This is a genomic window from Plantactinospora sp. B24E8 (assembly GCF_039871735.1).
Taxonomy (GTDB): domain Bacteria; phylum Actinomycetota; class Actinomycetes; order Mycobacteriales; family Micromonosporaceae; genus Plantactinospora.
Window position 1 is genome coordinate 137,566 of sequence record NZ_JBDPMH010000003.1, and the last position, 25,508, is coordinate 163,073.

The 25,508-nt window shown below is 71.4% G+C and carries 27 protein-coding genes; 16 read left to right on the forward strand and 11 right to left on the reverse strand.

What is annotated here, in order from left to right:
• Positions 1–98: 98 nt before the first annotated feature.
• Together ABGB21_RS06810 and ABGB21_RS06815 are read right to left on the reverse strand one after the other, a co-directional pair.
• The gene (locus ABGB21_RS06810; protein ID WP_347676815.1) at positions 99–290 is read right to left on the reverse strand and encodes a DUF397 domain-containing protein; all 192 of its coding nucleotides are present in this window, start codon (positions 288–290) and stop codon (positions 99–101) included.
• Positions 281–1,084 (reverse strand): helix-turn-helix transcriptional regulator, encoded by an 804-nt coding sequence (locus tag ABGB21_RS06815; protein ID WP_347676817.1) that lies wholly within the window; start codon positions 1,082–1,084, stop codon positions 281–283. Before ABGB21_RS06815 ends, ABGB21_RS06810 begins: the two co-directional genes overlap by 10 nt.
• A 435-nt stretch (positions 1,085–1,519) precedes the next feature.
• On the opposite strand from ABGB21_RS06815, the gene ABGB21_RS06820 reads away from it, so the two are divergent.
• Both ABGB21_RS06820 and ABGB21_RS06825 read left to right on the forward strand, forming a co-directional pair.
• A complete protein-coding gene (locus ABGB21_RS06820; RefSeq protein ID WP_347676819.1) occupies positions 1,520–1,825 on the forward strand; it encodes a hypothetical protein in 306 nt (101 codons plus the stop codon).
• A 9-nt stretch (positions 1,826–1,834) separates the two neighbouring features.
• Positions 1,835–2,527: a hypothetical protein gene (locus ABGB21_RS06825; RefSeq protein ID WP_347676821.1), complete on the forward strand. Its 693-nt coding sequence runs from the start codon at positions 1,835–1,837 to the stop codon at positions 2,525–2,527.
• Between the two features lie 60 nt (positions 2,528–2,587).
• Here ABGB21_RS06825 and ABGB21_RS06830 read toward each other — a convergent pair whose 3' ends face one another.
• Positions 2,588–3,400 (reverse strand): alpha/beta fold hydrolase, encoded by an 813-nt coding sequence (locus ABGB21_RS06830; RefSeq protein ID WP_347676823.1) that lies wholly within the window; start codon positions 3,398–3,400, stop codon positions 2,588–2,590.
• Between the two features lie 45 nt (positions 3,401–3,445).
• Positions 3,446–4,108, reverse strand: coding sequence for a DUF4097 family beta strand repeat-containing protein (locus ABGB21_RS06835; protein WP_347676825.1), 663 nt, complete (start codon positions 4,106–4,108; stop codon positions 3,446–3,448).
• 237 nt (positions 4,109–4,345) lie between these two features.
• Between ABGB21_RS06835 and ABGB21_RS06840 the strand changes: the two genes are divergently transcribed.
• The 3 genes from ABGB21_RS06840 (at position 4,346) to ABGB21_RS06850 (ending at position 8,324) form a co-directional block, all read left to right on the forward strand.
• Positions 4,346–5,107: a helix-turn-helix domain-containing protein gene (locus ABGB21_RS06840; RefSeq protein ID WP_347676827.1), complete on the forward strand. Its 762-nt coding sequence runs from the start codon at positions 4,346–4,348 to the stop codon at positions 5,105–5,107.
• A gap of 199 nt (positions 5,108–5,306) precedes the next feature.
• On the forward strand, positions 5,307–7,388 hold the full coding sequence (locus ABGB21_RS06845) for an NPCBM/NEW2 domain-containing protein (RefSeq protein WP_347676829.1): 2,082 nt from the start codon (positions 5,307–5,309) through the stop codon (positions 7,386–7,388).
• A 234-nt stretch (positions 7,389–7,622) separates the two neighbouring features.
• Complete coding sequence (locus ABGB21_RS06850; protein WP_347676831.1) at positions 7,623–8,324, forward strand: class I SAM-dependent methyltransferase; 702 nt, start codon at positions 7,623–7,625, stop codon at positions 8,322–8,324.
• Here the strand turns inward: ABGB21_RS06850 and ABGB21_RS06855 are convergent.
• The gene (locus tag ABGB21_RS06855; protein ID WP_347676833.1) at positions 8,321–8,905 is read right to left on the reverse strand and encodes a TetR/AcrR family transcriptional regulator; all 585 of its coding nucleotides are present in this window, start codon (positions 8,903–8,905) and stop codon (positions 8,321–8,323) included. The genes ABGB21_RS06850 and ABGB21_RS06855 overlap by 4 nt on opposite strands.
• A 105-nt stretch (positions 8,906–9,010) precedes the next feature.
• Here ABGB21_RS06855 and ABGB21_RS06860 point away from each other — a divergent pair, with 105 nt between their 5' ends.
• The 5 genes from ABGB21_RS06860 (at position 9,011) to ABGB21_RS06880 (ending at position 14,489) form a co-directional block, all read left to right on the forward strand.
• The gene (locus ABGB21_RS06860; RefSeq protein ID WP_347676835.1) at positions 9,011–9,388 is read left to right on the forward strand and encodes a DUF4267 domain-containing protein; all 378 of its coding nucleotides are present in this window, start codon (positions 9,011–9,013) and stop codon (positions 9,386–9,388) included.
• 91 nt (positions 9,389–9,479) lie between these two features.
• Entirely contained in the window at positions 9,480–10,007 is a 528-nt protein-coding gene (locus tag ABGB21_RS06865) for a PadR family transcriptional regulator (RefSeq protein WP_347676837.1), read from the forward strand.
• Positions 10,004–10,675: an ABC transporter ATP-binding protein gene (locus ABGB21_RS06870; RefSeq protein ID WP_347676839.1), complete on the forward strand. Its 672-nt coding sequence runs from the start codon at positions 10,004–10,006 to the stop codon at positions 10,673–10,675. Before ABGB21_RS06865 ends, ABGB21_RS06870 begins: the two co-directional genes overlap by 4 nt.
• A complete protein-coding gene (locus ABGB21_RS06875) occupies positions 10,672–12,900 on the forward strand; it encodes an FtsX-like permease family protein (protein ID WP_347676841.1) in 2,229 nt (742 codons plus the stop codon). The genes ABGB21_RS06870 and ABGB21_RS06875 overlap by 4 nt, the downstream gene beginning before the upstream one ends.
• Before the next feature lie 125 nt (positions 12,901–13,025).
• Positions 13,026–14,489, forward strand: coding sequence for an FAD-dependent oxidoreductase (locus ABGB21_RS06880; protein WP_347676843.1), 1,464 nt, complete (start codon positions 13,026–13,028; stop codon positions 14,487–14,489).
• Positions 14,490–14,648: 159 nt separating this feature from the next.
• Here ABGB21_RS06880 and ABGB21_RS06885 read toward each other — a convergent pair whose 3' ends face one another.
• Positions 14,649–15,779 (reverse strand): NYN domain-containing protein, encoded by a 1,131-nt coding sequence (locus ABGB21_RS06885; RefSeq protein ID WP_347676845.1) that lies wholly within the window; start codon positions 15,777–15,779, stop codon positions 14,649–14,651.
• A complete protein-coding gene (locus ABGB21_RS06890) occupies positions 15,769–16,272 on the reverse strand; it encodes a hypothetical protein (RefSeq protein ID WP_347676847.1) in 504 nt (167 codons plus the stop codon). Before ABGB21_RS06890 ends, ABGB21_RS06885 begins: the two co-directional genes overlap by 11 nt.
• A gap of 169 nt (positions 16,273–16,441) precedes the next feature.
• On the opposite strand from ABGB21_RS06890, the gene ABGB21_RS06895 reads away from it, so the two are divergent.
• Positions 16,442–17,422 (forward strand): histidine kinase, encoded by a 981-nt coding sequence (locus tag ABGB21_RS06895; protein WP_347676849.1) that lies wholly within the window; start codon positions 16,442–16,444, stop codon positions 17,420–17,422.
• Positions 17,419–18,063, forward strand: coding sequence for a response regulator transcription factor (locus tag ABGB21_RS06900; RefSeq protein WP_347676851.1), 645 nt, complete (start codon positions 17,419–17,421; stop codon positions 18,061–18,063). Before ABGB21_RS06895 ends, ABGB21_RS06900 begins: the two co-directional genes overlap by 4 nt.
• Before the next feature lie 6 nt (positions 18,064–18,069).
• Here the strand turns inward: ABGB21_RS06900 and ABGB21_RS06905 are convergent, their stop codons facing one another.
• Genes ABGB21_RS06905 through ABGB21_RS06915 form a run of 3 tightly spaced genes read right to left on the reverse strand, consistent with a single transcriptional unit; the run spans position 18,070 to position 20,566 of the window.
• The gene (locus ABGB21_RS06905) at positions 18,070–18,714 is read right to left on the reverse strand and encodes a response regulator transcription factor (RefSeq protein ID WP_347676855.1); all 645 of its coding nucleotides are present in this window, start codon (positions 18,712–18,714) and stop codon (positions 18,070–18,072) included.
• An 8-nt stretch (positions 18,715–18,722) separates the two neighbouring features.
• The gene (locus ABGB21_RS06910) at positions 18,723–20,021 is read right to left on the reverse strand and encodes a sensor domain-containing protein (protein ID WP_347676857.1); all 1,299 of its coding nucleotides are present in this window, start codon (positions 20,019–20,021) and stop codon (positions 18,723–18,725) included.
• A 17-nt stretch (positions 20,022–20,038) separates the two neighbouring features.
• The gene (locus ABGB21_RS06915) at positions 20,039–20,566 is read right to left on the reverse strand and encodes a hypothetical protein (protein WP_347676859.1); all 528 of its coding nucleotides are present in this window, start codon (positions 20,564–20,566) and stop codon (positions 20,039–20,041) included.
• A gap of 207 nt (positions 20,567–20,773) precedes the next feature.
• Here ABGB21_RS06915 and ABGB21_RS06920 point away from each other — a divergent pair, with 207 nt between their 5' ends.
• Positions 20,774–20,974: an alpha/beta fold hydrolase gene (locus tag ABGB21_RS06920; RefSeq protein ID WP_347677171.1), complete on the forward strand. Its 201-nt coding sequence runs from the start codon at positions 20,774–20,776 to the stop codon at positions 20,972–20,974.
• A 43-nt stretch (positions 20,975–21,017) separates the two neighbouring features.
• Here ABGB21_RS06920 and ABGB21_RS06925 read toward each other — a convergent pair whose 3' ends face one another.
• A complete protein-coding gene (locus tag ABGB21_RS06925) occupies positions 21,018–21,260 on the reverse strand; it encodes a hypothetical protein (protein ID WP_347676861.1) in 243 nt (80 codons plus the stop codon).
• A gap of 111 nt (positions 21,261–21,371) precedes the next feature.
• Between ABGB21_RS06925 and ABGB21_RS06930 the strand changes: the two genes are divergently transcribed.
• The 3 genes from ABGB21_RS06930 to ABGB21_RS06940 all read left to right on the forward strand — a co-directional run bounded on the left by ABGB21_RS06930 (position 21,372) and on the right by ABGB21_RS06940 (position 25,445).
• Positions 21,372–22,934 carry a magnesium chelatase gene (locus ABGB21_RS06930; protein ID WP_347676863.1) on the forward strand — a complete coding sequence of 521 codons (1,563 nt, stop codon included), beginning with the start codon at positions 21,372–21,374 and terminating at the stop codon, positions 22,932–22,934.
• Between the two features lie 2 nt (positions 22,935–22,936).
• Entirely contained in the window at positions 22,937–24,892 is a 1,956-nt protein-coding gene (locus ABGB21_RS06935; protein WP_347676865.1) for a VWA domain-containing protein, read from the forward strand.
• An 82-nt stretch (positions 24,893–24,974) separates the two neighbouring features.
• On the forward strand, positions 24,975–25,445 hold the full coding sequence (locus ABGB21_RS06940; RefSeq protein ID WP_347676867.1) for a hypothetical protein: 471 nt from the start codon (positions 24,975–24,977) through the stop codon (positions 25,443–25,445).
• Positions 25,446–25,508 lie beyond the last annotated feature (63 nt).

Below are 25,508 nucleotides of genomic sequence, written 5' to 3' on the forward strand. Positions count from 1 at the left end.
ACCGCCCCCGTGTCGCACGTCGACCCTCAGCCCGGAGGCTATGTGCGTGGCGTCGACCCGGACCGGGTTATCGGTGGTAGGCACCCGAAGGAGAGCGGTCAGCGCCGCCGGGCGATCCCGGTGACAAAAACCCGCCAGGCGTACGGGTCGAAGGTCAGCGCCGGACCGTGCGGGTCCTTGCTGTCCCGGACACCGACCACGTCCGGCAGGTTGTCGGCGACCTCGACACAGTCGCCGCCGCTGCTGTTGCTGCGGCTGCTCTTGCGCCAGACGGCGCCGGTCAGCTCCATGATTCGGCCACCTCCGCGATCAGGTCGAGCGACTGCTGGTGGGACAGCGCGACGCTCCGGATGGTCTCCCAGATGTCGATCATATGGTTGACGAACTCCGCCCGGTCGTCCACGTGACCGTGCCAGTGCCCCTCGAAATAGACCATCGGCTCGCCGTTCGGCGGAGTGGCCAGCACAAACGGACCGTCCAGCCCGGGATAGGCGCCGACCGAGATCGGCACCACGTGGATCCGCACCTGCGGCACACTCTCGCCGATCTTGACCAGGTGCCGTAGTTGCTCCTGCATGGTCTGCCGGCCGCCGAGCTGGCGACGCAGCACGTACTCGTCGAATACAAAGGTCAACAGGGGTGGTTTGGCCCGGGTCAGGATCTCCTGCCGGCCCAGCCGGGTCGCCACCTGCTCCTCGATCTCGTCCGCCGAGAGCAGCCCCGACCCGGAGAGCACCGCCCGGGCGTACTCCTCGGTCTGCAGCAGACCCGGCACGTAGGCCGGTTGGTACGACCGGAGCGCCTTGGCTTCCTCCTCGACGCCGGCCCACTCCCGGAAGTACTGCACGACGGTCTCCCGGCTGATCCGCCGCTGGATCCGTTCGAACCGGCCGTCGGTCTCGAAGAGCACATCACAGCGGCGGGCGAAGTCCAGGCTCGGGCGGCGCTCGCAGGTCTCTACCTTGGCCACCATCGGGGCCGAGTAGTTGATCGCCTCGGCGAGTGCCGCCTGCGACATGTTGCGGGCGGCCCGAGCCAGCCGTAACTCCTCGGCGAAGTGTTCGAGCATCGGTGAGTGGGTCACTGACTACTCCCATACGTCGTGGGTACAGGTGCGACAAAACCGGATACGGGTGATTGGTGGAGCCGGAGAAGCTCCCCACAGTAGCGCCGTCCACAGCAGAGTGTCACTAGCGGAACCGCTCGGAGCCATGGCATCGGAAAGGACGGGCGGAACCGCGCGGGGGCCGTCGGGATTCCTTCCCCCACCCGAGACGGCCCCCGCTTCCACTTCCGAGGGAGGCACCGGGATGCGGCGGATTCATCAACCGGACTGGCGCCGGCTCTGGCGTTACTGCCGGTGCGGCGCACCCTGGGGCTGCCTCGACACCGTCCCGCCCGGCTCGGCCGTCCTGGCGGCGCTGGACCAACTCCTCACCGGCGCGCAACCCCGCACTACCCGTTCGCCGAACCCGGGGCACTTCCGGCGGCCTGCCGACCGATCCAGCGGGGTCGAGCGGTGACCGGGGCCGACGTACCCGTTGGTCGGCAGCATCTGCCCCGACGGCCGACCTGGCTGTGCCGGATCTGCGGCACCGACTGGCCGTGCCTGGCCGCCCGGAGTCTGCTGCCGCTCGACTACCTGCGCGACCCGACCGGGCTGTGTGTCTACCTGGCCACCATGTTGCAGGAGGCGTTGACCGACCTGCACCGGCTCAACCCGCAGCCCGGCCCCGACCCGACCCGGATGTACAACCGCTTCCTCGGCTGGGCGGCCCCGCGCCGGCACCCCGACCCACCGGACGACCACGCGACGCGCGGATAAGGTACGTCGATGGAGAGCACTGATCGGCGTGCCGCCGAACCGACCAATGCCGAGCCCCAGCAGTTCATGCCGCTGCCGGGGGGCACCGGGGCCGACCAGAGCGCCATCATCCGGAGCATGGCCGAGCTGGTGGAACTACTCGGCGGCGAACCGCTGCCCGACTCCGCGACGAGCAAGGAGTGGCGGATACGGGCGTGGCAGGTGGTGCGGGCCACGGCGGACCAGTCGCCCCGGGAGGACTGGTTCGATCCGCTGATCCGTGCGGCCGTTCACGAACCGGATCCGAGTTTCAACGAACGGTTCGTCAAGCCCGCGCTCTCCTGGTTCGGGACGCTGCGGGTGCAGACCGCACTGCTCGAACACCTGCGGACCGGCACCAACCAGGAGCGGGCTGGCGCGGCGAGGGCCTGGTACTGGAGCCACCTGCCGCGCCGCCGCCACGCCGGCCCGTACACCCCGGACGCGGACCCCGGGGACGAGGACGCGTTGCTGGAACTCCGACAGCAGTGGCGGGAGACGGCGTTGCAGGAGTTCGTCACGAACGACAACCTCCGGGTACGGCAGTGCATCCTCCCCGTCCTGACCCTCAACCCGGCCAGACACCGCCCCGAGCTGCGTGGCCTGGTGGCCGAGGCGGTCCAGATCGCCCGGACCTCCTCCGACGAGTACCTGCGGCACCGGGTGGAGGTGCAGATCCACTGACCTGACCGACCCGGCGCCGCAGGCGGCGAGATGTGCGGTTGTCAACTGCCGGCCACGTCCTCAGTGTTGTCCGGTCGCGGCGACCTCGCGTACGGCGTCGGCGACGGCACCGAAGTCCTTCTTGAGGATCGCGCCGTGGTTGCTGGCGACCTTGGCACCGATCCGGATGTTCGGGTTGCGGGCGGTCACCCCGTCGAGGCTGGTCCGAATCCGTTCCTGCTCGTCACCCTTGCTGCCGAGGGACGTCCCGGACGCGACGACGTACCGCACCGGGACGGTGATGCCGTCCAGCACCGGCCCCAGTTCGCTCTCCCGGGAGAGCCGGCCCAGCTCGATGTTGCTCTCCGCCATCTGTACGGGGTTCATCCGAGGGGTCAGGCCGGTCGGGCGCAGCAGCGGCATGAACCAGTTCATCCGCCGGAACAGTTTCCGGATCCGCTGCTCCATCGCCTCGTCGAGCCAGTCGTATGGGAACGCGCCGTCGACCAGGACCGCGCCGACCGTACGGTCCGGATTGCGGTCGGCCCAGTGCGCCGCGACGACCGCGCCGTAGGACCAGCCCACCACCAGCGCCCGGTCGACACCCCGGGCGGCGAGGACGGCGTCGACGTCCCGGACGGCGGCCTCGAAGGAGTAGTCCGCCGAGAGCCCCGACTTCCGGCCGCGCGCCCGCTCGTCGTACGTGATGTGTCGGTAGTCGGGGCCGAGGGCGGCGATGACCCGGCGCCAGTAGCTCTGGGTGGCGAACTGGCCGTTGAGGTAGACCACCGGCAGACCGGAGCCGCCGGTGTCGGTGACGGCCAGGGCGGTGTCGTCGACCGGCACGAGACCGGTCCAGGTCGTACCGGTCGTGGAGGTGTTGTTGCTGGTCATGGGTTCCACCTGTTCGGGTTGGGGGTCTGTGCGGGGGGTGCGGGTTCAGCGGCTGCGGGCGGTGATGTCGCCGTGCTGGGTGGTGGCGCGGATGTCGAGGCCGGCGGTGCCGTCGTTGCGGAGCGCGTTGCTGACCCGGCCGTGGCCGGTGCCGGCGTCGAGGGTGGCCGAGACGCCGGCGGCGGCGCCGACCGAGATGTCGCCGGACTGGGTACGGAGCACGACCGTGCCGCGTACGGCCTCGGTGATCCGGATGTCGCCCCGTGCGGTGCTGATCTCCGCAGGCCCGTTGAGCCGGCCGACCTCGACGTCGCCGTCGATCGCGGTCAGCCGCACACTCGCCGCCTCGTCAATCTTGATCTGCCGGTACGCGCCCTCGAACGCGACGTCTCCGAGCCGACCGACGCCGCGAAGCTCGGCGCTGGCGGTCTTCGCCGTGACGCTGGAGCCGGCGGGCAGTTGGACGGTGACCTCCAGGGATCCGGAGGGGCCGAGCAACTGGCTCCCGGACTCGGTGTGGATCCGCAGCACGCCGTCGGCGTAGGTCACGCTGGTCCGCTCGGCGGCCGTGACGTCGCGGCTCTTGCCGGGGTTGCTGGGCCGGATCTCGACGGTGCTGTCGGTGCGCTCGGCGGCGATGAACTGGACGCGGCCGGCGGGGATCTCCAGGACGGTGGAGATCGGGGCGGGGGTGTCGAACTTCTGCATCATGCTCTCCGGTGTTCGCTCGTTGTTTCCGATGCCAGAAACGCTACGTTGCTTTCCATGAGACGGCAACTAGTTCGTTGCGTAGTCGAGCTATTTCAGCAGGTCAGAGAGGCAAAAGTGTTGCAATGGTTTAGCATATAATGCAACGTCAGCGGCGATGACGATTGCAATGGGTGATGGTGAACGCTATGGTCGGGGGGTCAGGGACCGTCGCGGGAGATCACGAGGGAGATCGCGATGCCGGGAGGCAGGCTCAGTCAGCAGGAACGCCAGCAGATCGCGCTGGGGCTGGCGGACAGCCTCCCGTACGCGGAGATCGCCCGACGCCTCGACCGTCCCACCTCGACGGTGACCCGTGAGGTGATGCGCAACGGCGGCCCGACCGCCTACCGTGCCGACCTGGCCCACCGGGCCACCGAACGCCGGGCCCACCGGCGCCGACCCGCCGCACTCCGGGGGACGGAGTCGGCCTCGGCGCCACCCGGGCGTGACGCCGAGGCCCTGGCCGAGTACGCGGAGACCTTCACCACCGTCCTGATGGCCTCCGGTCTGAACAAGATGTCCGCCCGGGTGCTGACCTGCCTCTTCACCACCGACGCGGGCAGCCTCACCGCGTCCCAGCTCGCCCAGCGACTCCAGGTCAGTCCGGCGTCCATCTCCAAGGCGATCGCCTTCCTGGAGAGCCAGAGCCTCGTCCGCCGGGAACGCGACGAACGCCGCCGCGACCGCTACCTCGTCGACAACGAACTCTTCTACCAGGCGACGATCGCCAGTGCCCGGGCCAACGACCAGGTCGTCGCGATCGCACGCCAGGGCGTGGCGATCCTCGGCCCCGACACTCCCGCCGCCGCCCGGCTGGAGAACGTCGCCCGCTTCCTCGACTTCATGAGCGAGAGCATCGTCCGCGCCGCCGAACAGGCCCGCGAGGTTCTGCACACCAGACTCGCCCCGCCTGCCGGCGACAACGCCGCCGCCCCACCGGGCCCGGAACGCGGATAGGCGCCCGGAGCAGGGACAGGCGCCCGGAGCGCGGACAGGCGTTCGGCGACGGGCCGCGCGAGGCGGAGCCCTGTCGCTCCGAGCCTCATAATTTACGAATTAATCTTGACATCGATCCGTAACGAGCTGCAAGATCGGCGAAACACGCCGCAGGAGTCACCGGCTGCCATCCCCCTACCCGGGTAGCAAAGGAACCGATGTGAAACGACATCTCAGCGCGCTGATCGCCCTCACCACCGGCCTGCTCACCGTGACCGTGCCCGCGTCCGCCGCCTCGGCCGACGCAGGCGTCACCAGCCACCCGTCCAGCACACCCCAGGTGCTCAGCCCCACGCCCTACCAGGGCTGGAACACCTACTACGGGCTCGGCGGGGAGTTCTCCGAGGAATCGGTGAAGCAGGTCGCCGACGCCCTCGTCTCCCGTGGCCTGGCCGACGCCGGCTACGACATCGTCTGGCTGGACGGCGGCTGGCAGGACCCGGAGCCGCGTACCGCCGCCGGTGACCTCCAGGCCGACCGGACCCGGTTCCCCAACGGCCTCAAACCGCTTGTCGACTACATCCACGGCAAGGGGCTGCGGGCCGGCATCTACACCGACGCCGGGCCCTACATCCCGGGCAGGTGCGGGCTCGGCAGCCACGGCTACTACCAGCGGGACGCCGACCAGTTCGCCGCCTGGGAGTTCGACGCGGTCAAGGTGGACTACCTCTGCGGCATCGCCGCCGACCTCGACCCGAAGACCGTCTACACCGAGTTCGCCGAGGCGCTGCGCAACAACGCCAGCGGGCGGGACATCATCTTCAACCTCTGCAACCCGGTGACCTCGCCCGACTGGGGAAACTACCCGGAGGAGCAGCAGTCGACGCACTCCTGGAGCTACGCGCCCGGGATCGCGCAGTCCTGGCGGACCTACACCGACGTCGGCTTCGTCGGTGAGATCAAGTACAAGGACGTGCTGCGCAACTACGACGCGAACGCCCGGCACCCGGAGGCCGCCGGCCCCGGCCACTTCAACGACCCGGACTACCTCGGCCCCGAACTCGGGATGACCGACGAGGAGTTCCGCAGCCAGATGACGCTCTGGTCGGTGGCCGCCGCGCCGCTGGTCATCGCCAGCGACGTCCGCACGCTCAGCCAGACCTCGGTCGACATCCTCACCGACCCCGAGGTGCTGGCGATCAACCAGGACCCGGCCGGGGTGCAGGCGGTCCGGGTCGGCCCGGCCGGCACCACCGAGACCTGGGTCAAGCGGCTCGCCAACGGCGACCGCGCGGTGCTGCTGCTGAACCGGGGCGACAGCCCGGCGACCCTGACCACCACCGCGACGTCCGTCGGGCTCACCGGTGACCGGTTCACCCTCGCCAACGCCTGGACCAACCAGGTCACCGAGAGCGCCGGCACGATCAGCGCCGCCGTACCGGCACACGGGACGGCCCTGTTCCGGGTCGCCAGGGCCAAGGGCAAGCCGGGCGTACCGCACGTCGTCGCCGGGCTGCCGCAGGTGACCGAGGTCGGCGGCGACCCGCTGCCGACCGGGGTCGCCCCGGTGGTCGCCGGCGGCGACCAGGCACGGGTCGAGGTGACCGTCCGCAACGACGGTGCCCAGCCGGTGACCGCACCGCGCGTCGAGCTGGCCGCCCCGGCCGGCTGGACGGTCCGACCGCTGGGCCGGGCGCCGGAGCGGCTGGCGGGCGGACGGACCACCACCCTCGCCTTCGCCGTCACGCTGCCGGCCGACACCACCGCCGGCTCCGCGACCCTGACCGCCACCACCTCGTACGACGTACGCGGGCACGGCCGGCAGCGGCAGACGAGCGCCTCGGCGGTGGTGGTCGCCCCGACCCCGCCGAGCGGCGCGGCAGTGCTCTCGCACCACACCTGGATCAGCGCCACCAGCGGCTGGATGAGTCCGACGGTCGACCGCAGTGTCGGCGGCGGGTCGCCGATCAGTTTGCTCGGCCAGGTGTACCCGACCGGCCTCGGCGTCGCCTCGCCGTCGACGGTCCGCTACTACCTCGGCGACCGGTGCAGCCGGCTCACCGCGACGGTGGGCATCGACGACGCGGTCCGCAACGTCGGCCCCGAGGGCGGCACCGCCACCTTCCAGGTCGTCGGCGACGGCCGGGTGCTGTTCGACAGTGGAGTCGTCACCCGGGACGCGGTCCGCCAGCTCGACGTCGACCTGACCGGCGTACGCGTGCTCGACCTGCTGGTGGGAGACGCGGCCGACGGCGGCTACAACGACCGCGCGGACTGGGCCGGCCTGGACGCCACCTGCTGACCGGTCGCACGGTGTCGCGCCGGGGTGCTTCCGAGCACCGGGGCGCGCCCGCCCCCCCGGGCGCGACCGTCTTTCCGTCCACCGGTGATTCCGATCGGCGACGGTGGGATTACTTACCCACGGGTCCCGTGCAGGGGATCGGATCTTCACAGTGTGTGAAAATGCCTGCCGGACGGGGGTGGCGGTGATCCCGCCGGGCCCGGTTAGCTGGGACGATGTGCGAGGAGCAGTGCCATGCCCACCGATGAAGAGGTCATCGCCGGACAGGCGATCTACAACCGGTTCGTGCTGGCCACCTACGACGTCTACGTGCTCGGCTTCTCCAACCGGCTCATCTGGCGCTGCCCCAAGCGGCACATGCTCGACAACTACCACCGCAACACCGGCGGTCGGCACCTCGAGCTCGGCCCCGGTACGGCGTACCTCCTCGACCACTGCCGGTTCCCGACGGCGGCACCCGAGCTGACCCTGGTCGACCTGAACCCGACCGTGCTCCGGATGAGCGCGGCCCGGCTGGCCCGCTACCGGCCGGAGACGGTCCGGGCGGACCTGCTCCGGCCGCTGCCGTTCGACGACACCACCCTGCCACCCGGCTCGTACGACTCGGTCGGGCTGAACTTCGTGCTGCACTGCCTGCCCGGCAACTGGGCGGAGAAGGGCGCGGTGCTGGACAACGCGGTGGCGGCGCTGCGTCCCGGCGGACGCTTCTTCGGCAGCACCATCCTCTCCTCCGGGGTGAAGGTCACCGGGGCGGCCCGCCGGCTGATGGCGGTCTACAACGGCAAGGGCATCTTTCACAACACCGACGACGACCTGGCGGGCCTGCGCTGGCAGCTCGACACCCGGTTCACCGACATCCAGGTGACGGTGCGTGGCAACGTCGCCCTCTTCGAGGCCACCAGGCCGGAGTCCGGCGCCACCCTCGCCACGGGTTAGTCCCGGTCGCTCCGCGATGCGAAGCGGCTGACCAGGAGGTCGAGCCGTTCCTCCTGGCTGTCCAGGGGAACACGGCCGCTGCGCGACAGGGTGGCTATGCCGTGCAACGCACTCCAGACGACCTCGGCGAGCAGTTCGCGTCCCGGGGTGTCCGGCGGAAAACAGCCGACGAACTCGTCGAAGCCGGCGCGCAGCTGGGGTGGTGTCTCGGCGTGCGCGAACTTCACGTCCGTCGGCATCACGAACATCGCCTGGTAGAGGGCGGGTCGCTCGGTGGCGAACGCCAGGTAGGCGCGACAGACGGCGGGTAGGGCCTGCCGTGGCTCGGGGTTGGCGAGCCGGGCCTGGCGCAGCTGGACGGCGAGTTCGCCGAAGCCGTCGATCGCGACGGCGCGGACGATGGCGTCCTTGCCGTTGAAGTGGCTGTAGAGCACGGGCTGGCTGTACTCGACGCGCTCGGCGAGCCGTCGGGTCGTCACCGCCTCCCAGCCTTCGGCTTCGGCGAGTTCGCGGGCCGCGCTGATGATCAGTTGATGGCGTTGGGCGCGCTCACGTTCACGGCGCTCCTTGACGGCGGACATGTTGTGATCCTAGCAACGCTAGACATTCTGTCGGAGGCATCCTTATCGTCGACCTAACATCTAGCGCCGCTAGGATCTGGGGCGCTGCTAACGAGAGGAAGCGACATGCTCGGCACCGTCGCCACCGTGCTCGCCGGCCTGATCGGCGTGGGCATCATCGTCATCGGCGTACTTGCCTTCTGGGCTCCGCAGAACGCGGCCGGTTTTGGTATCCCCGACACCCCGACGGCGGACCCCACCTTCCGGGCCTGGCTGACCGTCAAGGCCGTGCGGGACATCGCCTCCGGGCTCCTCATTTTTGTGGTGCTGATCGGCGGGGCAACCCACCTGCTGGGCTGGTTCATGCTGGTCGCCACCGGCATCCCCGTGGGTGACGCGTTGATCGTGCTGCGCAGCAACGGGCCCAGGGCGGCCGCCTACGGCATCCACGGCGCCACTGCGGCGGTGATGCTGGTGATCAGCGCGCTCCTTCTCGTCTCGTAACCGCAGGTCAGTCGGCTCGACGGCGGCCATGCACCGGGCATGTACCCCGGAGGTATATACCCGGGGTATACCCCCGGTGTATGGTCATCGCATGAGCGTTCCCATGACCCTTCTCGGCCTGCTCGGACGCGAGCCCAGCCACGGCTACGACCTCAAGCGCGACTACGACACCTTCTTCAGCCGGGGCAAGCCACTGCCGTTCGGCCAGGTCTACTCCACGCTCGGCCGGCTCGCCCGGGACGGCAAGATCGTCATCGGCGAGGTCGAGCCGGGCGTCGGTCCCGAACGCAAGCGCTACGTCATCACCGACCAGGGCGCGACCGACGTCGACTCGTGGCTGACCGAACCGGTCGAGGCCGAACCCAACCTGCAGAGCGTGCTCTTCACCAAGGTCGTGCTCGCCCTCATGCTCGGCCGCCCCGCCGAGGAGTACCTGGACGCCCAACGCGCCGCCCACCTGCGGCGGATGAAGGAACTCACCGAGATCCGCCGCACCGGTGACCTCGTCGACACCCTGCTCGCCGACCACGGCCTGATCCGGCTGGAGGCCGACCTGCACTGGATCGACACCACGGTCGCCCGGCTCGACGCGCTGCGCAAGGTGGTGACCCGGGCATGAAGGCGATCGAGGCGCGTGACGTCGTCCTGTCCTTCGGCGAGACCCCGGCCCTGCGCGGGGCCAGTCTCTCGGTGAGTCCGGGCGAGATGGTGGCCATCATGGGCCCGAGCGGATCCGGCAAGTCGACCCTGCTGCACTGCCTCGCCGGCATCCTCGTACCGGACTCCGGCGAGATCCACTTCGACGGTCGCCGGATCGACACCCTCACCGAGTACGACCGCAGCCTGCTCCGCCGCGACCAGTTCGGCTTCGTCTTCCAGTTCGGACAGCTCGTACCGGAACTCACCGCCGAGGAGAACGTCGCACTGCCACTGCTGCTCGGCGGGACACGTCGGGCCGCCGCGCTGAAGCAGGCCCGACCGTGGTTCGAGCGGCTCGGCCTGGCCGGGATGGAACAACGCCGCTCCGGTGAACTCTCCGGCGGTCAGGCACAACGGGTGGCCCTCGCCCGGGGCCTGGTCGCCCGGCCGGGCGTGCTCTTCGCCGACGAGCCGACCGGCGCCCTCGACACCCTCACCGGCGAACAGGTCATGGACCTCCTCGTCGAATCCGCCCGCGAGCAGGGGACCACGGTCGTGCTGGTCACCCACGAGGCCCGGGTCGCCGCGTACGCCGACCGGCAGGTCATCGTCCGCGACGGCCGAGTGAACGCGCTGGTGAACGCATGATCCGGTTCGGGCTCCGACTCACCCTCTCCGGTGGCCGGGAGGCCGCCACCCGGCTCGTCATCATCGCCGGTGCGGTCGCGCTCGGCGTCGGCTTGCTGCTCTCCGTGGTGGCCGGACTCAACGCGGCACAGGCACAGAACCTGCGGTACGCCTGGCTCAACACCGCCATCGTCTCCACCACTCCCGACCCCTCGGCCGGGTCCGCCGACCCGTCGGCGCCGTCGTCCGGGGACACGTTGTGGTGGCTGCTCCGGGAGGACTACCACGACGCCCGGTCCATCGGCCGGATCGACGTTGCCGCGCAGGGCCCGGACGCGCCCGTACCGCCGGGCCTGCCGCGCCTGCCCGGACCGGGCGAGTTCTATGTCTCGCCGGCCCTCGACGACCTGCTGCGCGACACCCCGGCCGCGGAACTCGGCGACCGCTTCCCCGGCCAGCAGGTCGGTCTCATCGGCCCGGCGGCCCTGCCGTCCCCGGAATCCCTGCTGGTGGTCGTCGGCCGGACCCCGGCCGAGCTGGAACCGCTCGGCGCGGTACGGGTCGACCGGATCATGACCGGCGACCCGTCCACCTGCAGCGGCTGCTATCTCGGATTCAACAAGGACGCGATGGCGCTCGTCCTCTCCGTCGTGGCCGCCGCGCTGCTCTTCCCGGTGCTGATCTTCATCGGTACGGCGACCCGGCTGGCCGCGACCCGTCGGGAGCAGCGCTTCGCCGCGATGCGGCTGGTCGGCGCCACCCCACGGCAGATCACCGTCATCTCGGCGGTGGAGGCCACGGTCGCGGCCATCGTCGGCACCGTCATAGGGTTCGGCCTCTTCCTCGTGATCCGCCCGGCGCTCGCCGCGATCCCGTTCACCGGGGAACCGTTCTTCACCACCGACCTGTCGCTGCGTTTCCTCGACGTGCTCTGCGTCGGGCTCGGCGTCCCGCTCGGTGCCGTCGTCGCGTCCTGGCTGGCGCTGCGTCGGGTACGGATCTCCCCGCTCGGGGTGAGTCGACGGGTCACCCCGAAACCGCCGGGGGCCTGGCGGCTGATCCCGCTGGTCGCCGGGCTCGCCGAGATGGCGTACTTCATCGGCCGGCGCCCGGAGAGCACGAACGGACAGCTGACCGCGTACCTCACCGGGTTTGTGTTGATCCTGACCGGGCTGGTGCTGGCCGGGCCGTGGCTGACCATGGCCGGGGCCCGGGCACTGGCCGGGCGGGCGAGCCGACCCGCCACGCTGATCGCCGCCCGCCGGCTCGCCGACGATCCGCAGGCCGGGTTCCGCTCGGTCAGCGGGCTGATTGTGGCGCTCTTCGTGACGAGTGTGGCGACCGGCGCCATCACCACGTTCGTCGCGAACCGGGGCGAGCCGCGTACCGACTCGGTCGCCACCACCTCGCTGGCGAAGACGTTCTGGCCGGAGGACGGCCCGGCGCCGACACCGGAGCAGATCCCGGCCGGGCTCGGCACGATCCCCGGGGTGCGGAGTGTGACCGTCGTGCACACCAACCCCGACCCGGACGGCTGGCACGGCCTGGTCACCTGTGCCGAACTGGACCGCCTGGCGGTCTTCGGCAGCTGCCCGGCCGGCGCCCAGGTCGCCGCCGTCCCCAGCGACCTGATCGGCATGCGCGCCTTCGACCTGACCAACGACACGTACGTCTGGGAGGCGGCGACGATCGCGCCCGCGGACGTCGACCGCCAGCCGATCCTCTCGGTGGTGGTCGACACCACCAGCCCCGCCGCGTTCGAACAGGCCCGGACGATGCTGGCCACCGCGTTCCCGCTGGGACGCTTCCCGGCCAGCGTCCGCGAGTGGGAGTCGAACGCCGCCCGACAGATGACGCAGTTCCAGCAACTGGCCAACGTGATCATGCTGGCCAGCCTGCCGATTGCCGGTTGCAGCCTGGCGGTCAGCGTCGCCGGCGGGCTGAGCGACCGTCGTCGCCCGTTCAGCCTGCTCCGGCTCACCGGCGTCCAGCTGTCTACCCTGCGTCGGGTTGTCGCACTGGAGACCGTGGTGCCACTGTTGACCGTCGCCGTGGTGGCGATCGGTACCGGACTCCTGGCCGCGCACCTCTTCCTCACCGCGCAGCTCGACTACGCCCTGCGGCCGCCGGACCTGCCGTTCTATCTGATGGTCGTCGGCGGACTGGTGGTGTCGCTGGCCATCATCGCCTCGACGCTGCCGCTGCTGCGCCGGATCACCGGCCCGGAGGCGGCCCGGAACGGTTGACATCGTCACGGGCGGGATCGTCCACGTAGGATGCGGGTGCTCGTCGATGCGTCCTGGTTCATCGCCGTGGTGATCCGGCTCGCCGCGGACCGCCAGGACCGGCCCGACCACAAGGAGTTGATCGAGTGCCCGCCTCCCCGTCCCGGCTCTTCGCCCAGATCACGACCGCCGAGCCGCCGGGCGACACCACCGTGGTCATGCGACGGGCGGTGGTGCTGGGCGGCAGCATCGCCGGACTGATGGCGGCCCGGGTGCTCAGCGACCACGCCGACGAGGTGCTGATCGTCGAACGCGATCCGTCGGACGTGGACGGTGGGCCCCGGCCCGGCGTACCGCAGGGCAGCCAGGTGCACGCGCTGCTGCCGGCCGGCCAGGTCCAGCTGGAACGCTGGTTCCCCGGCATCGCCGAGGAGGCGTTCGCGCTGGGCGCCCCACTGCCGCCGTCCGACGAGGTCGCGGCCAGGATCTTCATCAACGGGGTGGAGGGACTGCCGCCCAAGCCCGGCTCGTCCGGTCCGGGTCTGATCACCACCCGGCCGTTCCTGGAGGCGCTGGTCCGGCGGCGCACCCTCGCCATCGACAACATCCGGATGGTGTACGGCCGGGCCGAGGGGATCGACTTCGCCCCGTCCCGGGTGTCCCGCGTGCGGTACGTACCCGAGGGCGGTGGCGAACCGGTCGCGGTTGGCGCCGACTTCGTGGTCGACGCGATGGGCCGGTCCAGTCGGCTCGGCGACTGGCTCGACGAGAACGGCTGGCCCAAGCCGCCGATGCGGCGGATGCCGATCAAACTGAACTACGCGACCGCGCTGTACCGGCGGGACGAGAAGATCAGCGACACCTGGGTGGTGGTTTACCACACCATGGCCGGACCGGGGCGTACCGCCAGGATCGGTGGGATCAACTCGGTCGAGGACGACCGCTGGATCATGCTTGTCGCCGGCTACGACACCGACCGGCCCAGCCGCGACGTCGCCGACTTCACCAAGCGCTGCCGGGAGCAGTATCCGGAGATGTTCGGCGCCATCGCCGAGTACGGGGAGATGCTCAGCGACGTGATCACGTACCACCAGGCGGACAGTCGGCGGCGGGAATTCCACCAGCTCGACCGGCTGCCGGCCGGGCTGGTCGCCGCCGGGGACGCGGTCGCCTCGTTCAACCCGGTGTACGGGCAGGGCATGACGTCGGCGATGCTGCACGCCTCCTGCCTGTCGGCGTACCTGCGCTCCAACCCGTCGTCGGTACGGGACCAACCCGCACACGCGTACTTCGACCTGGTCCGGGTGGTCGTGGACGCGGCCTGGCAGGTCTCCACCTCCGCCGACATCGAACTGCCGCACGTCAACGGGCCGTACCCGCGCGGATACAAGATCACGAAGTGGTTCGGTGACCTGGTCTTCCGGGCCTCGCAGACCGATCCGGTGCTCAGCAAGCGGCTGAACCGGGTCACCACGATGCTCGACCACCCGAGCGCGCTGAGCCGGCCGTCCGTCCTGCTCCGGGCACTGCGGGTCGGCCTGTCCACCCGGCCGCGTGCCGCCGTCGCCACCGGCGGGGCCTCGAATGGCCACGGCGCCGCCCGGAGCTGACGGGTCGAAGCCTGCGCGAAGACCAGCCACGTCCGCCGGCGTACCCGCTCGCGTGTCGTCCGTGCCGGCCCGGTCCGCCCGCCGCCGGGAAACCTCTCCCGGGCGGCCGGCGAGCGGGCGATCGACACCGGTCACGGCGACACCTCGAGTAGTGGTGGATCAGTTCGAGTGTTGGAGCTCTCCCACCGCCGGCACCGCGTCCGTCCCCTGTCCGCAGTGCCGGCAGGCGCCGCGCCGGCGCAGGTGGTAGGCGATGGTGGCCGCACCGAGAGCGGCGCCCCAGAGCACCCAGGCCACGCTGGGAAGCCGCAGTCCCCATCCGTCGCGGATCGCGGGGTCCCAGAGCATCATCAGCCCGGCCGGGATGAGGACGACGGCGACGAGGGATGCCGGCACGATCGCGAGGGCAGGGGGCACCGGTCTTCCCGCCTTGAACCAGATCCACCGTGGGTAGACCTCGCCCCAGCGGCCGACCAGGCCGTGGGTGAGCACGCCGCCCAGCGCCGACGCGACGGCGCAGCCCAACCCGACCTCGAGCATGCCGTTGGTGTTCTGCATCATCGTGAGGAAGTCGCGGCTGATGCCGAGAGGGACTCCGAGGTACCAGGCCACCCTGGTGATCTCGTACGGCAGTGGCGCCAGGCAGGCGATCGCGACCGCCCAGCGCCCCCACCGCAGCAGCGTCCGCCGGGACGGGCCGTCGCCGGCCGGCCCGTGACGACGCCCGCAGTGCTGACAAGCCGCGCGGCTCCGCCGCTGGTAGGCCAGCGTGGCCACGGCCCACAACAGACCGCCCACGAACAGGATGATCAGGTTGGTGCGGTGCCAGTACAGGATGTCGCCGATGCCGTCCTGCGGACCGGGCACACCGGTGAAGGCGAAAACCAGCAGCAGCGGGCCGAACGCCAGCAGGGCGATCAGGATGTAGTCCGGGATGATCAGGGTCAGGCCGGCGGCCACGAGCCAGCCGAAGGCGATCATCGCCGCTGACTGGCGGCGGGAGCCGGCGCCTCGGGCCATCCCCAGCGCGACAACCGTACCGAGCAGGCCGAGCAGCGCCATGAGCGGCGCGACGACCTCGACCGGGGTGCCCTCCAGGATCGACCCCGACCTGTGGTCGTCGTCGATCGGCGCGAACGGGAAACCGTCACCGCCGGCCGTCCAGTACAGCCCGAGCATGGCGTACGTCAGGGACCAGCCGGCCGCCAGGTACCCCGACCAGGCGGGCCAACGCCGCCACCACCCGACCCGACCCGTGACCGGCGCCGAGGAGATCCGCTCAGTGACCATGGACGGCGTACCCCCCGGTGCGGACCTGGTGGCGGGGCTGACCCGGATACTCCACGTCAAAGTCGAGGCACCTGGTCGGTGGCCGGTCCGGCCCGCCACGGGCCTGGATGAACGCCACCTGATCCGGGCGCGCACCACCACCGTCGATGACCTTCATGTAGAACGCGTGGTTTTTCATCGGCCCCACCCCCTCGGGTACGACCGCGGTGAACAACGCGACATTGCCCGTCACCCGCAGGCAGGTCACGTCGGCCCAGGCCTGCCCGAGCAGCGAGCCGTCGGGAAGCAGGTGCCGGAACCAGAAACGGCCGTGCGACTCCCCGTCCATGGCAGCCGATGCGGCTACTCCGAACCACACCGGATGCCCGAGCGCACCCGGCTCATTGAGCACCACCCGCCCGAGACCGGCCAAGGCCGCGTGGTCGGCCGGCGCCGCCTGCGCGACGGACGGCGTCGTCAGGACGCCCAGGGCGGCGATGGCCGCCGCCTTCACCCATGGAGACATGTTGCTCCTCGTGACCGCGCGGCGTCTCTCGCCGCTGCCTCTCCAGCCTCGGCCGCGCCGGGTGCCGGGCACCATCTGCCGATGGGCAGAGATGCTGCCCAACGGCGTGCTGTTCTGTGCCGACCGGCATACGGCGAGGCCCACCTACGATCGGGCGATGACGCGTCGGCACCTTGGCTGGCTCAGCATGGCGGCCAGCGGTTCCCTGCTGTGTGTGACGTTCGTGGTCGACGTCGGCAGCCCGCCGTACCTCTTCCCTCTGCTGATGGCCGTCCTCGCGGCGCTGTTGGCCGTCGCGGTGCGGTGGGGGCCGCACCGACACATCGCTCCTGCTGCGGGGCTCGCCGGGGCCGCGATGGCACTGGTGCTCTGGCCGTTCACCGACGGCATCGCCGCGACGGAGCGGATCGCCGCGTCGACGGTCTGGACAACGCCCACCATTGTCGCGGTTGTCGTCGGCGGCTACCCGCGGCTGATGGTGCACCGGCGGGCCGTGGCCGTCGAACGGGCCCGACATGACCAACGCCTGCAGGTCGCGCGTGACCTGCACGATTTTGTCGCCCATGACCTCAGTGGGATCGTGGCGCAGGCCCAGGCGGCCCGCTTCGTCTCGGACAGCCGGCCGGAGGTGGCCGGCCCGGCACTGGCGCGGATCGAGGCGGCCGGTCTGGCCGCGTTGGCCACGATGGACCGGATGGTCGGCATGCTGCACGAACCGGACGTCGGCACGGTACGGCCGCTGCCCACGCTGGATGACCTGCCGGGTCTGGTCGACCGATTCCGCACCGCGGGTCACCTCGACGTGCGACTCGTCCAGAACCTCCCGGTCGGCGAGGTGCCCCGGGACAGCGCGGCGGTGGCGTACCGGATCGTGGTCGAGGCGCTGACCAACGTCCGGCGGCACGCGCCGACGGCGACCCGGGTCGACGTCTCCGTCACTGGCGACGCTTCCGCGATGGAGGTGCGGGTCCGCAACGACACGGCGGGGCAGTCGCCCCCGCAACGGCGTGACAGGCGGGGTGGGCGGGGCCTTTCCGGCCTACGGGAGCAGGTCGCCGCGGGTGGCGGCACGCTGTCTGCCGGGCCGTGTGAGCGTGGCTGGGAAGTCGTCGCCGTCATTCCGGCGGTCGCGGCATGAACAGCATCCGGGTCCTACTCGCCGACGACCAGCGGGACGTGCGCAGCGGCTTCCGCCTCGTTCTGGACTCCCAGCCCGACATCACGGTGGTCGGCGAGGCCGCCGACGGGACCACGGCCCTGGACCTGGCGCGCAGGCTGCGGCCCGACGTCGTGCTCACCGACATCCGGATGCCCGGCATCGACGGACTGGAACTGACCCGGCTGCTCACCGAGGCGGGCCAGCGGGTGGTCGTGGTCACCACCTTCGACCTCGACGAGTACGTCGACGCCGCGCTGCGCAACGGCGCATGTGGCTTCCTGCTCAAGCGGTCCGGGCCGGCGCTTCTCATTGAGGGAGTCCGTGCCGCGATGGCCGGTGACGCGCTGATCAGCCCCCAGGTCACCGTCCGGCTGCTGCGCGCGGTGACCCGGGCCGAGCGGCCCCCGGCGCCCCACGCCCTGACCAACCGCGAGACCGACATCGTACGGCTGGTCGCCCAGGGGTTGACCAACGCGCAGATCGGCGCCGAGCTTTTCATCTCCGCGGGCACGGCCAAGACCCACGTCGCGAACATCCAGGCGAAGCTGGGGCTCAACAACCGGGTGGGCATAGCCGCCTGGGCGTGGCGGGCCGGTCTGGCCGACCCGCAGAACGGCTGAGCAGGGTCAGCTGGATTGGAGGTATCGGAGGACGGCGAGGACCCGGCGGTGGTCGGTGTCCGATGCGGCGAGACCGAGCTTGGTGAAGATGTTCGCGATGTGTTTCTCGACGGCCCGTTCGGTGACGACGAACGTTCTGGCGATCGCGGCGTTGGTGCGGCCCTCGGCCATGAGGGACAGCACCTCGCGTTCTCGTGGGGTGAGTGCGGCGAGGCTGTCGCTGCGGCGGCCTCGGCCGAATAGTTGGGTGACAACCTCGGGGTCCAGCGCGGTGCCCCCGGCCGCGACTCGGTCGAGGGCGTCGTTGAAGTCGCCGATGTCGACGACCCGTTCCTTGAGCAGGTAGCCCACCCCTGCGGAGCCGTCGGCCAGCAGCGTGTCCACGAACCGGGTCTCGACGTACTGGGAGAAGAGCAGGACACCGACGGCGGGGAGGCGGCGGCGTAGCTCGACCGCCGCGCGCAGCCCCTCGTCTGTGTGGGTGGGCGGCATCCGGATGTCGATGACCGCGACGTCGGGTGGTTCTTCGGCGACGGCGGCGTGCAGGGCGGCGGCGTCGCCGACCGTGGTGACCCGATGGCCACGTAAGCCGAGCAGTTGGGCGAGACCGTCGCGCAGGATGGCGCTGTCCTCGGCGATGATGATGTACATCTCGGCTCTCAGGGTTGTGCCGGCAGGTTGATGGTGACCACCGTGGGGCCGGCGGGCGGGCTGACCAGGTCGATGGTTCCGTCGACGGTGGCGGCTCGGTCGAGGAGACCACGCAGGCCGGTGCCACCGTCGAGGTGGGCTCCGCCGTGGCCGTTGTCGCTGACGCGTACGCGCAGGTGGCCGTCGCGTTGGCTGATCTCGACGGTCGCGTGGTCCGCGCCGCTGTGCTTGATGACGTTCGTGAACAGTTCCGCGACGCAGAAGTAGGCGATGGTCTCGATCGCGGGCGACGGCCGCTGCGTGATGTCCATGTGCAGACTCACCGGGATCGGACCGCGCGCGATGAGTGTGGCGATGGCGGTGTCGAGCCCGTCGTCCAGTGCCGGCGGGTGGATGCTGCGAACCACGTTGCGCAGTTCCCTGATGGCGTCCTTGGCGGTGGTCTGCGCGGTGGTGAGCAGGCTGCGGGTGGTTTCGGAGGCGTCGCCACCGAGCGTTTCCGCGATCATCGTCAGGTTCATGCCCAGCGCCACCAGGCTGGCCTGTACGCCGTCGTGCAGGTCGCGTTCGATCCGGCGCAGTGTCGCGGCGGCGTCGTCAACGGCGAGCGCCCGGGTCCGCCGCAGGTCGGCGATCCGCTGGGCGGCACCGTCGGGGCCGAGCAGACTCCGGACGAGGAGCCGGTCGAGCAGCACGACGGCCCGGACGGCCCAGGGGGCGAGTAGTAGCAGCACCACGCCCCCCACGCTGACCAGCAGCAACCGGGGATAGGTGTCGAGAACGAGCCCACCGAGCAGGAACCCGTGCCGGATCACGCCGTCCGCGTCACGGGCGGTCAGCTGGTTGACACCCAGCGCGTGTTGGAGCGGATAGGTCAACGCGATCAGGCCCCAGGCCCAGGTGACCACCACCGCCGACAGCCCGAGCAGCGTCACCGGCAGGCCTGCCATCAGGTATGCGACCGCCCGCCAACCCGTGGTGTCCCGCAGCCCGGCGCTTGTCCGGGCGAACAGGCCTTGACCGGCGTGGAACGCCGCGGGCGCCGGGACGCTCTCGCCCAACAGGGTACGGACGAGAGCGCGACGGATCCGCCCGAACCACCGTGCGGCGGGAATGGCCATCGCCAGGATCGGGATGCCCAGTGCGGTGATCGCCAGACCGGCGCCCAGCAGGCCGCAGACCAAGACGTAGGCGACCCCCAGGAGCGCGAGCGGCGCGCCAAGGATGACGTACGCCAGCTCCGCCCACGTTCCGCGGGCGATCGGTGCCCGCACCAGTTGACCGCCGACAGTCCGCACCGTGCCCACCCCGAAAGTGTGCCCGCTCAGCCGAGCAGGCCGCGAACGAGCCGGCCCTGGACCCAGGTGAGCCCCTTCACGACCCACGGCATGAGCAGGAGGAAACCGAGCCCACCGGTCAGGGCATGGAAGGCCCAGGCGCCAGCCAGGGTAGGTCCGCCCCAGGCGTCGGCGCCGCCGGAGCCAAGACCGACCAGCGACCGGGCCGGGTAGGCGAGGTTGAGCAGGGCGAGCGACCAGCCGTATCCGGTGATCACCAGGATCAGCAAGTTGAGAGGGGTGGCCAGCAGCGCATGCGCCAACGCCCTCGGGCCGGTCCGGGCCGGCTCGCCGACCTCCAGGCGCAGCAGCGCGCGGGCGACCCCGCGTTGCAGCCGCCCCGAGGGGCCGCCGACGAGCGACAACGGCACGCTGGCCACCGCGACGGGCAGCGCGACGACCGTGTACGCGGTCCGCCGCCAGGTGTCGGCGCGCACCGGCGCGCGCAGCAGCGAGGCCACGGGGGCGAGGCGGCGGGCCAGCGGACGAGGCGGCAGGGCGGTAGTGGTGAGCATGGGAAACATCCTTCCGGCAAGGCATGACGGGTACGTCTCCATGCTTGCCGCGAGCCACGGGCCGGCCAATGGTGCCACCACGGAACCCCGTGGTTCGGTTAACCGAACCCCGACAGTCGACGGGACTGCCAGCCCCCCGTCTCGACAGGCCCACGCAGCGGCGCGAGTCCAGAAAGCCGACTTCCCGTCACCCGCCTGACGAGGGCAATCAGTGACTATGACACCGCATGGAGCACCTACGCGAAGCCGTTCGTCGTCTGCGAGGCAGACAACGCGCTGCCGCCCTTCGCTCAGGAGATCATGGCGAAGCGGGCCGAGCGGGTGCTGCGGATGAACTCCTCACACTCGCCGTTCCTCTCACGGCCGGCCGAGTTGGCCGCGCTGGTCCGGGCGGAACTCGCCGCCTGAGCCGGAGGCTCCGGGCGGGGCCGCCGCCGGCCGGTGCGGATCCTCAGGACCCGGAGTTCGAACGGCGGCGGGCGGCGCCGACCGCGCTGCCGAGCGCGGCGCCGACCCCGGCACCGACGGCGAGCCCGAGGCTGAGGCCGAGCACGAGGTTGCCCATCGACATGCCCAGCAGCACTCCGGCGCCGAGGCCGAACGCCACGCCGATGGCCACCCCGAAGGCGAGCATGACCGCCTCCTGGTTGCGGGTTGCCCCGGTTCCGGCGTTTCCGTTTCCGGTCCCGCTCATCGCTGTCCTCCACTGCCTGTCGTGGCCCTGGCGCGCCCCGGCCGTCCGGGTGCCCCGTCGCGGGCCACTCGCTGATGTCCGGTCGCCCGGTTCGAGAGCTAGCGTAGGTGGGTGACTGAGACTTCCCTGGTTCCGCCCACCCCACCGGCCGACCTGCCCGGCACGCTCGGCGAGCTGCGCGCCGCCGGACACCGGTACCGGACCGTCAAGGAGGAGCTCCGGGACAACCTGCTGGCCCGGATGAGGACCGGCGAGCCCCGCTTCCCCGGGATCGTCGGCTACGACGAGACCGTGCTCCCCGAGGTGGAGCGGGCCCTGCTGGCCGGGCACGACCTGGTCCTGCTCGGCGAACGTGGCCAGGGCAAGACCCGGCTGATCCGGGCACTGGGGCAGTTGTTGGACGAATGGACCCCGGTGATCCGCGGTTCGGAGCTCAACGAGCACCCGCTGCACCCGCTCACCCCGGCCTCCCGCCGGGCGGTCGCCGAGGCCGGCGACGACCTGCCGATCGGCTGGCTGCACCGGTCGATGCGGTACGGCGAGAAGCTCGCCACCCCGGACACCAGCGTCGGGGACCTGATCGGTGACGTGGACCCGATCCGGATCGCCCAGGGACGTACCCTCGGCGACCCGGAGACGATCCACTTCGGGTTGGTGCCCCGGACCAACCGGGGCATCTTCGCGGTCAACGAACTGCCGGACCTGGCCGAGCGGATCCAGGTGGCGCTGCTCAACGTGCTCGAGGAACGGGACATCCAGGTACGCGGCTACCAGCTCCGGCTGCCGCTGGACCTGCTCCTGGTAGCCAGCGCCAACCCGGAGGACTACACCAACCGGGGGCGGATCATCACCCCGCTCAAGGACCGGTTCGGCGCGGAGATCCGTACCCACTACCCGATCGACCTGGAGCTGGAGCTGGAGCTGATCCGGCAGGAGGCGACCCTGGTCGCGACCGTGCCGGAGCACGTCCTGGAGGTGCTGGCCCGGTTCGCCCGGGCGGTCCGGGAGTCCCCGTCGGTCGACCCCCGCTCCGGCGTCTCGGCCCGGTTCGCCATCGCCGCCGCCGAGACGGTCTCCGCCGCCGCGCTGCGTCGGGCCGGCCTGCTCTCCGCTCCGACGGCCGACGGCCGGCCCGCCAACCCGGTCGACATCGAGCCGGTGGCCCGGGTCGGCGACGCGGCCTCGGTGGTCAGCACCCTGCGCGGCAAGGTCGAGTTCGAGAGCGGCGAGGAGGGCCGGGAGATCGAGATCCTCGCCCACCTGCTGCGGACCGCGACCGCCGACACCTTCCGGGCCCGGATGGCCGGGCTGGACCTCTCCGGCTTCACCACGCTGGTCGCCGAGGGGGCGGTGGTCGAGACCGGTGAGCTGGTCAGCGCGAGTGACCTGCTCGGCCAGGTCGGCACCGTGCCGGGGCTGGCCAAGGCGCTGGACCGGCTCGGCCTCGGCGACGCCCCGACCCCGGGCGAGGCCGCCGCCGGCATCGAGTTCGTGCTGGAGGGGCTGCACCTGACCCGCCGGCTGGCCAAGGACGTCACCGACGAGGGCCGGACGGTGTACGGCGGGCAGACCCCGCCGAGCGGTCGCGGCCGGCGCGGCCCCGGCGGCGGTGAGTTCGGCGGCGGCGGTCGGCACCCCGGTGGCCGCCCGGACACCGACGACGACTGGGCCTGACCGTGTCCGGCGGAAACCGTTTCCGGTACGGCTCCTGGCGCGGCGGCCCCGACCCGCTCGCCCCGCCGTACGACGTCCGGGCCGCGGTCGACTCGGTCGGTGCCGAGGTGCTGGCCGGCGGCAGCCTGCGGGACGCGCTGCGCAACCTGCTGCGGCGGGGTCCCGAGGGGCGGGGCGGCCTCGACGACCTGCTCGCCCGGGCCCGCCGGCTGCGCCGGGAGGCGCTGCGCCGCGGTGACCTGGACGGCGCGGTGACCCGGGCCCGGGCCCTGCTCGACCAGGCACTCGCCGCCGAACGCGACGAGCTGCGTGGCCGCGACGACCCGGAGGCCCGGTTCAACGAGGCGGTGCTGGACAACCTGCCCCGCTCGACAGCCCGGGCGGTCGAGGAACTCTCCGGCTACCGGTGGGCCAGCGACCAGGCGCGGGCGACGTACCAGCAGATCCTCGACGGGCTGCGGCGGGACGTACTCGAACAGCGGTTCAGCGGGCTGCGGGACGCGATGCGCGACGCCGCCGACCCGGCGGTGCAGCGGCAGATGGCCGAGATGCTGCGCGACCTCAACGACCTGCTGGCCCGGCACGACCGGGGCGAGGACACCACCGACGCGTTCGCCGAGTTCATGCGCCGGCACGGCGACCTGTTCCCGGAGAAGCCGGCGAACGTGGACGAGCTGGTCGACGCGCTCGCCCGGCGGGCCGCCGCCGGGGAACGGCTGATGCGGTCGCTGCCGGCGAACCAGCGCGAGGAACTGGCCCGGATGATGGAGTCCGCGCTCGGGCCCGAGCTGGCCAACCAGATGGCGCAGCTGGGCGCCAACCTGCGGTCGCTGCGGCCGGACCTGTCCTGGGACCGCGCCGAGCGGGTCCGGGGCGACCAGCCGCTCGGCTACGGCGAGGCGGCCGGTGCGCTCGGCGAGATCGCCGACCTCGACGACCTGCTGGACCAGCTCGGCCAGGAGCATCCGGGGGCGACCCTGGACGACATCGACGTGGAGTCGGTGCAGCGCAACCTGGGCCGGGACGCCGCCGACGACGTACGCCGGTTGCGGGAGCTGGAGCGGGAACTGCGCCGGCAGGGCTGGGTGAGCCGGGGCTCCGACGGGCTGACCCTGAGCCCGAAGGCGCTGCGCCGGCTCGGCGGCACCGCGCTGCGGCGGATCTTCTCCGAGTTGGAGAGCGGCCGGCGGGGCGAGCACGACCTGCGCTCGGCGGGCGCCGCCGGCGAGGTCACCGGGGCGTCCCGGCCCTGGGAGTACGGCGACGAGCAGCCGCTGGACGTGGTGCGCACGGTCGCCCGGGCGGTCCGGCGCGGTGGCGCCAGGGTGCCGGTGACGCTGGCGGTCGAGGACTTCGAGGTGGTGGAGACCGAACGGCGCGCCTCGACCGCGGTGGCGCTCTGCGTCGACCTCTCCTTCTCGATGATCTCGGAGGGCCGCTGGGGTCCGATGAAACAGACCGCGCTGGCGCTGGCCCACCTGATCGCCACCCGGTTCCCGCAGGACTCGTTGCAGATCATCGGCTTCGGCCGGGAGGCGATGCCGCTGAGCCAGCAGGAGCTGGCCGGGGTCGAGCCGGACCTGGTGCAGGGAACCAACCTGCAGCACGCGTTGAAGCTGGCCGGCCGGCACCTGCGCCGGCATCCCGGCGCCGAGCCGGTGGTGCTGGTGGTCACCGACGGCGAACCGACCGCGCACCTGGATCCGGAAACCGGCGGCGGGATCTTCAACTGGCCGCCGCTGCGGGAGACGATCGAGGCGACCGTCGCCGAGGTCGACCAGCTGACCCGGTACGGCGCCACGATGAACCTGTTCATGCTCGGTGAGGACCCGGGGCTGCGCCGGTTCGTCGACGCGGTGGCCCGGCGCTCCGGCGGCCGGGTCTTCACCCCCGAACTGGAGGATCTCGGCCGGTACGTCGTCTCCGACTACCTGCGGACCCGACGCGGTCGCCGCTGACCGGCGGTGTCCCCGGTGTCCCGGGGAGGGCATCCGGGCGATAACCGCCTGGTCGGCGGGGTGGCTTCCTAGACTCGGACGGGTGGAGGCGGCGGCGTTACGTCGGACGTACGAGGACCTGCTCGCCGAGGTGACGGCGGGCGGGTTCGGGCCGCCGCCGGCCGGCGAGCTGACCGTCGAGCAGGTGCTGGCGCACCTCGCGGCCAACGACGAGTTGCTGATCGAGGCGACCGAAGCGGTGCTGGCCGGCTCTCCGTGGAGCTACTACGACGCGCAGTCGACGTTGCCGCCGCAGGTGGACGCGATGGTGGCGCACCCGGCCGGGCTGCCCGGGCTGGCCGCCTGGCTGCACACCACGAGCGGACGACTCTGCGGACTGATGGAGCGGCTGGGGGCGGCGGCGGAGACCCCGGTGGACTGCCGGCTGCGGGAGAGTGTCGAGCTGGTCATCGAGGAGTCGCTGCCGTGGGGGCGGATGCTCGACATCCACGGCCGGATCCATCTGCCGATGCACCTCGACCAGTTGCGCGCTATGCGTACCGCCGCCCGTTAATGTCCCATGGGAGCGTTCCCATAGTTCGGGACACGTGGATCTAGAGGTCGTCCGCAGCATTAC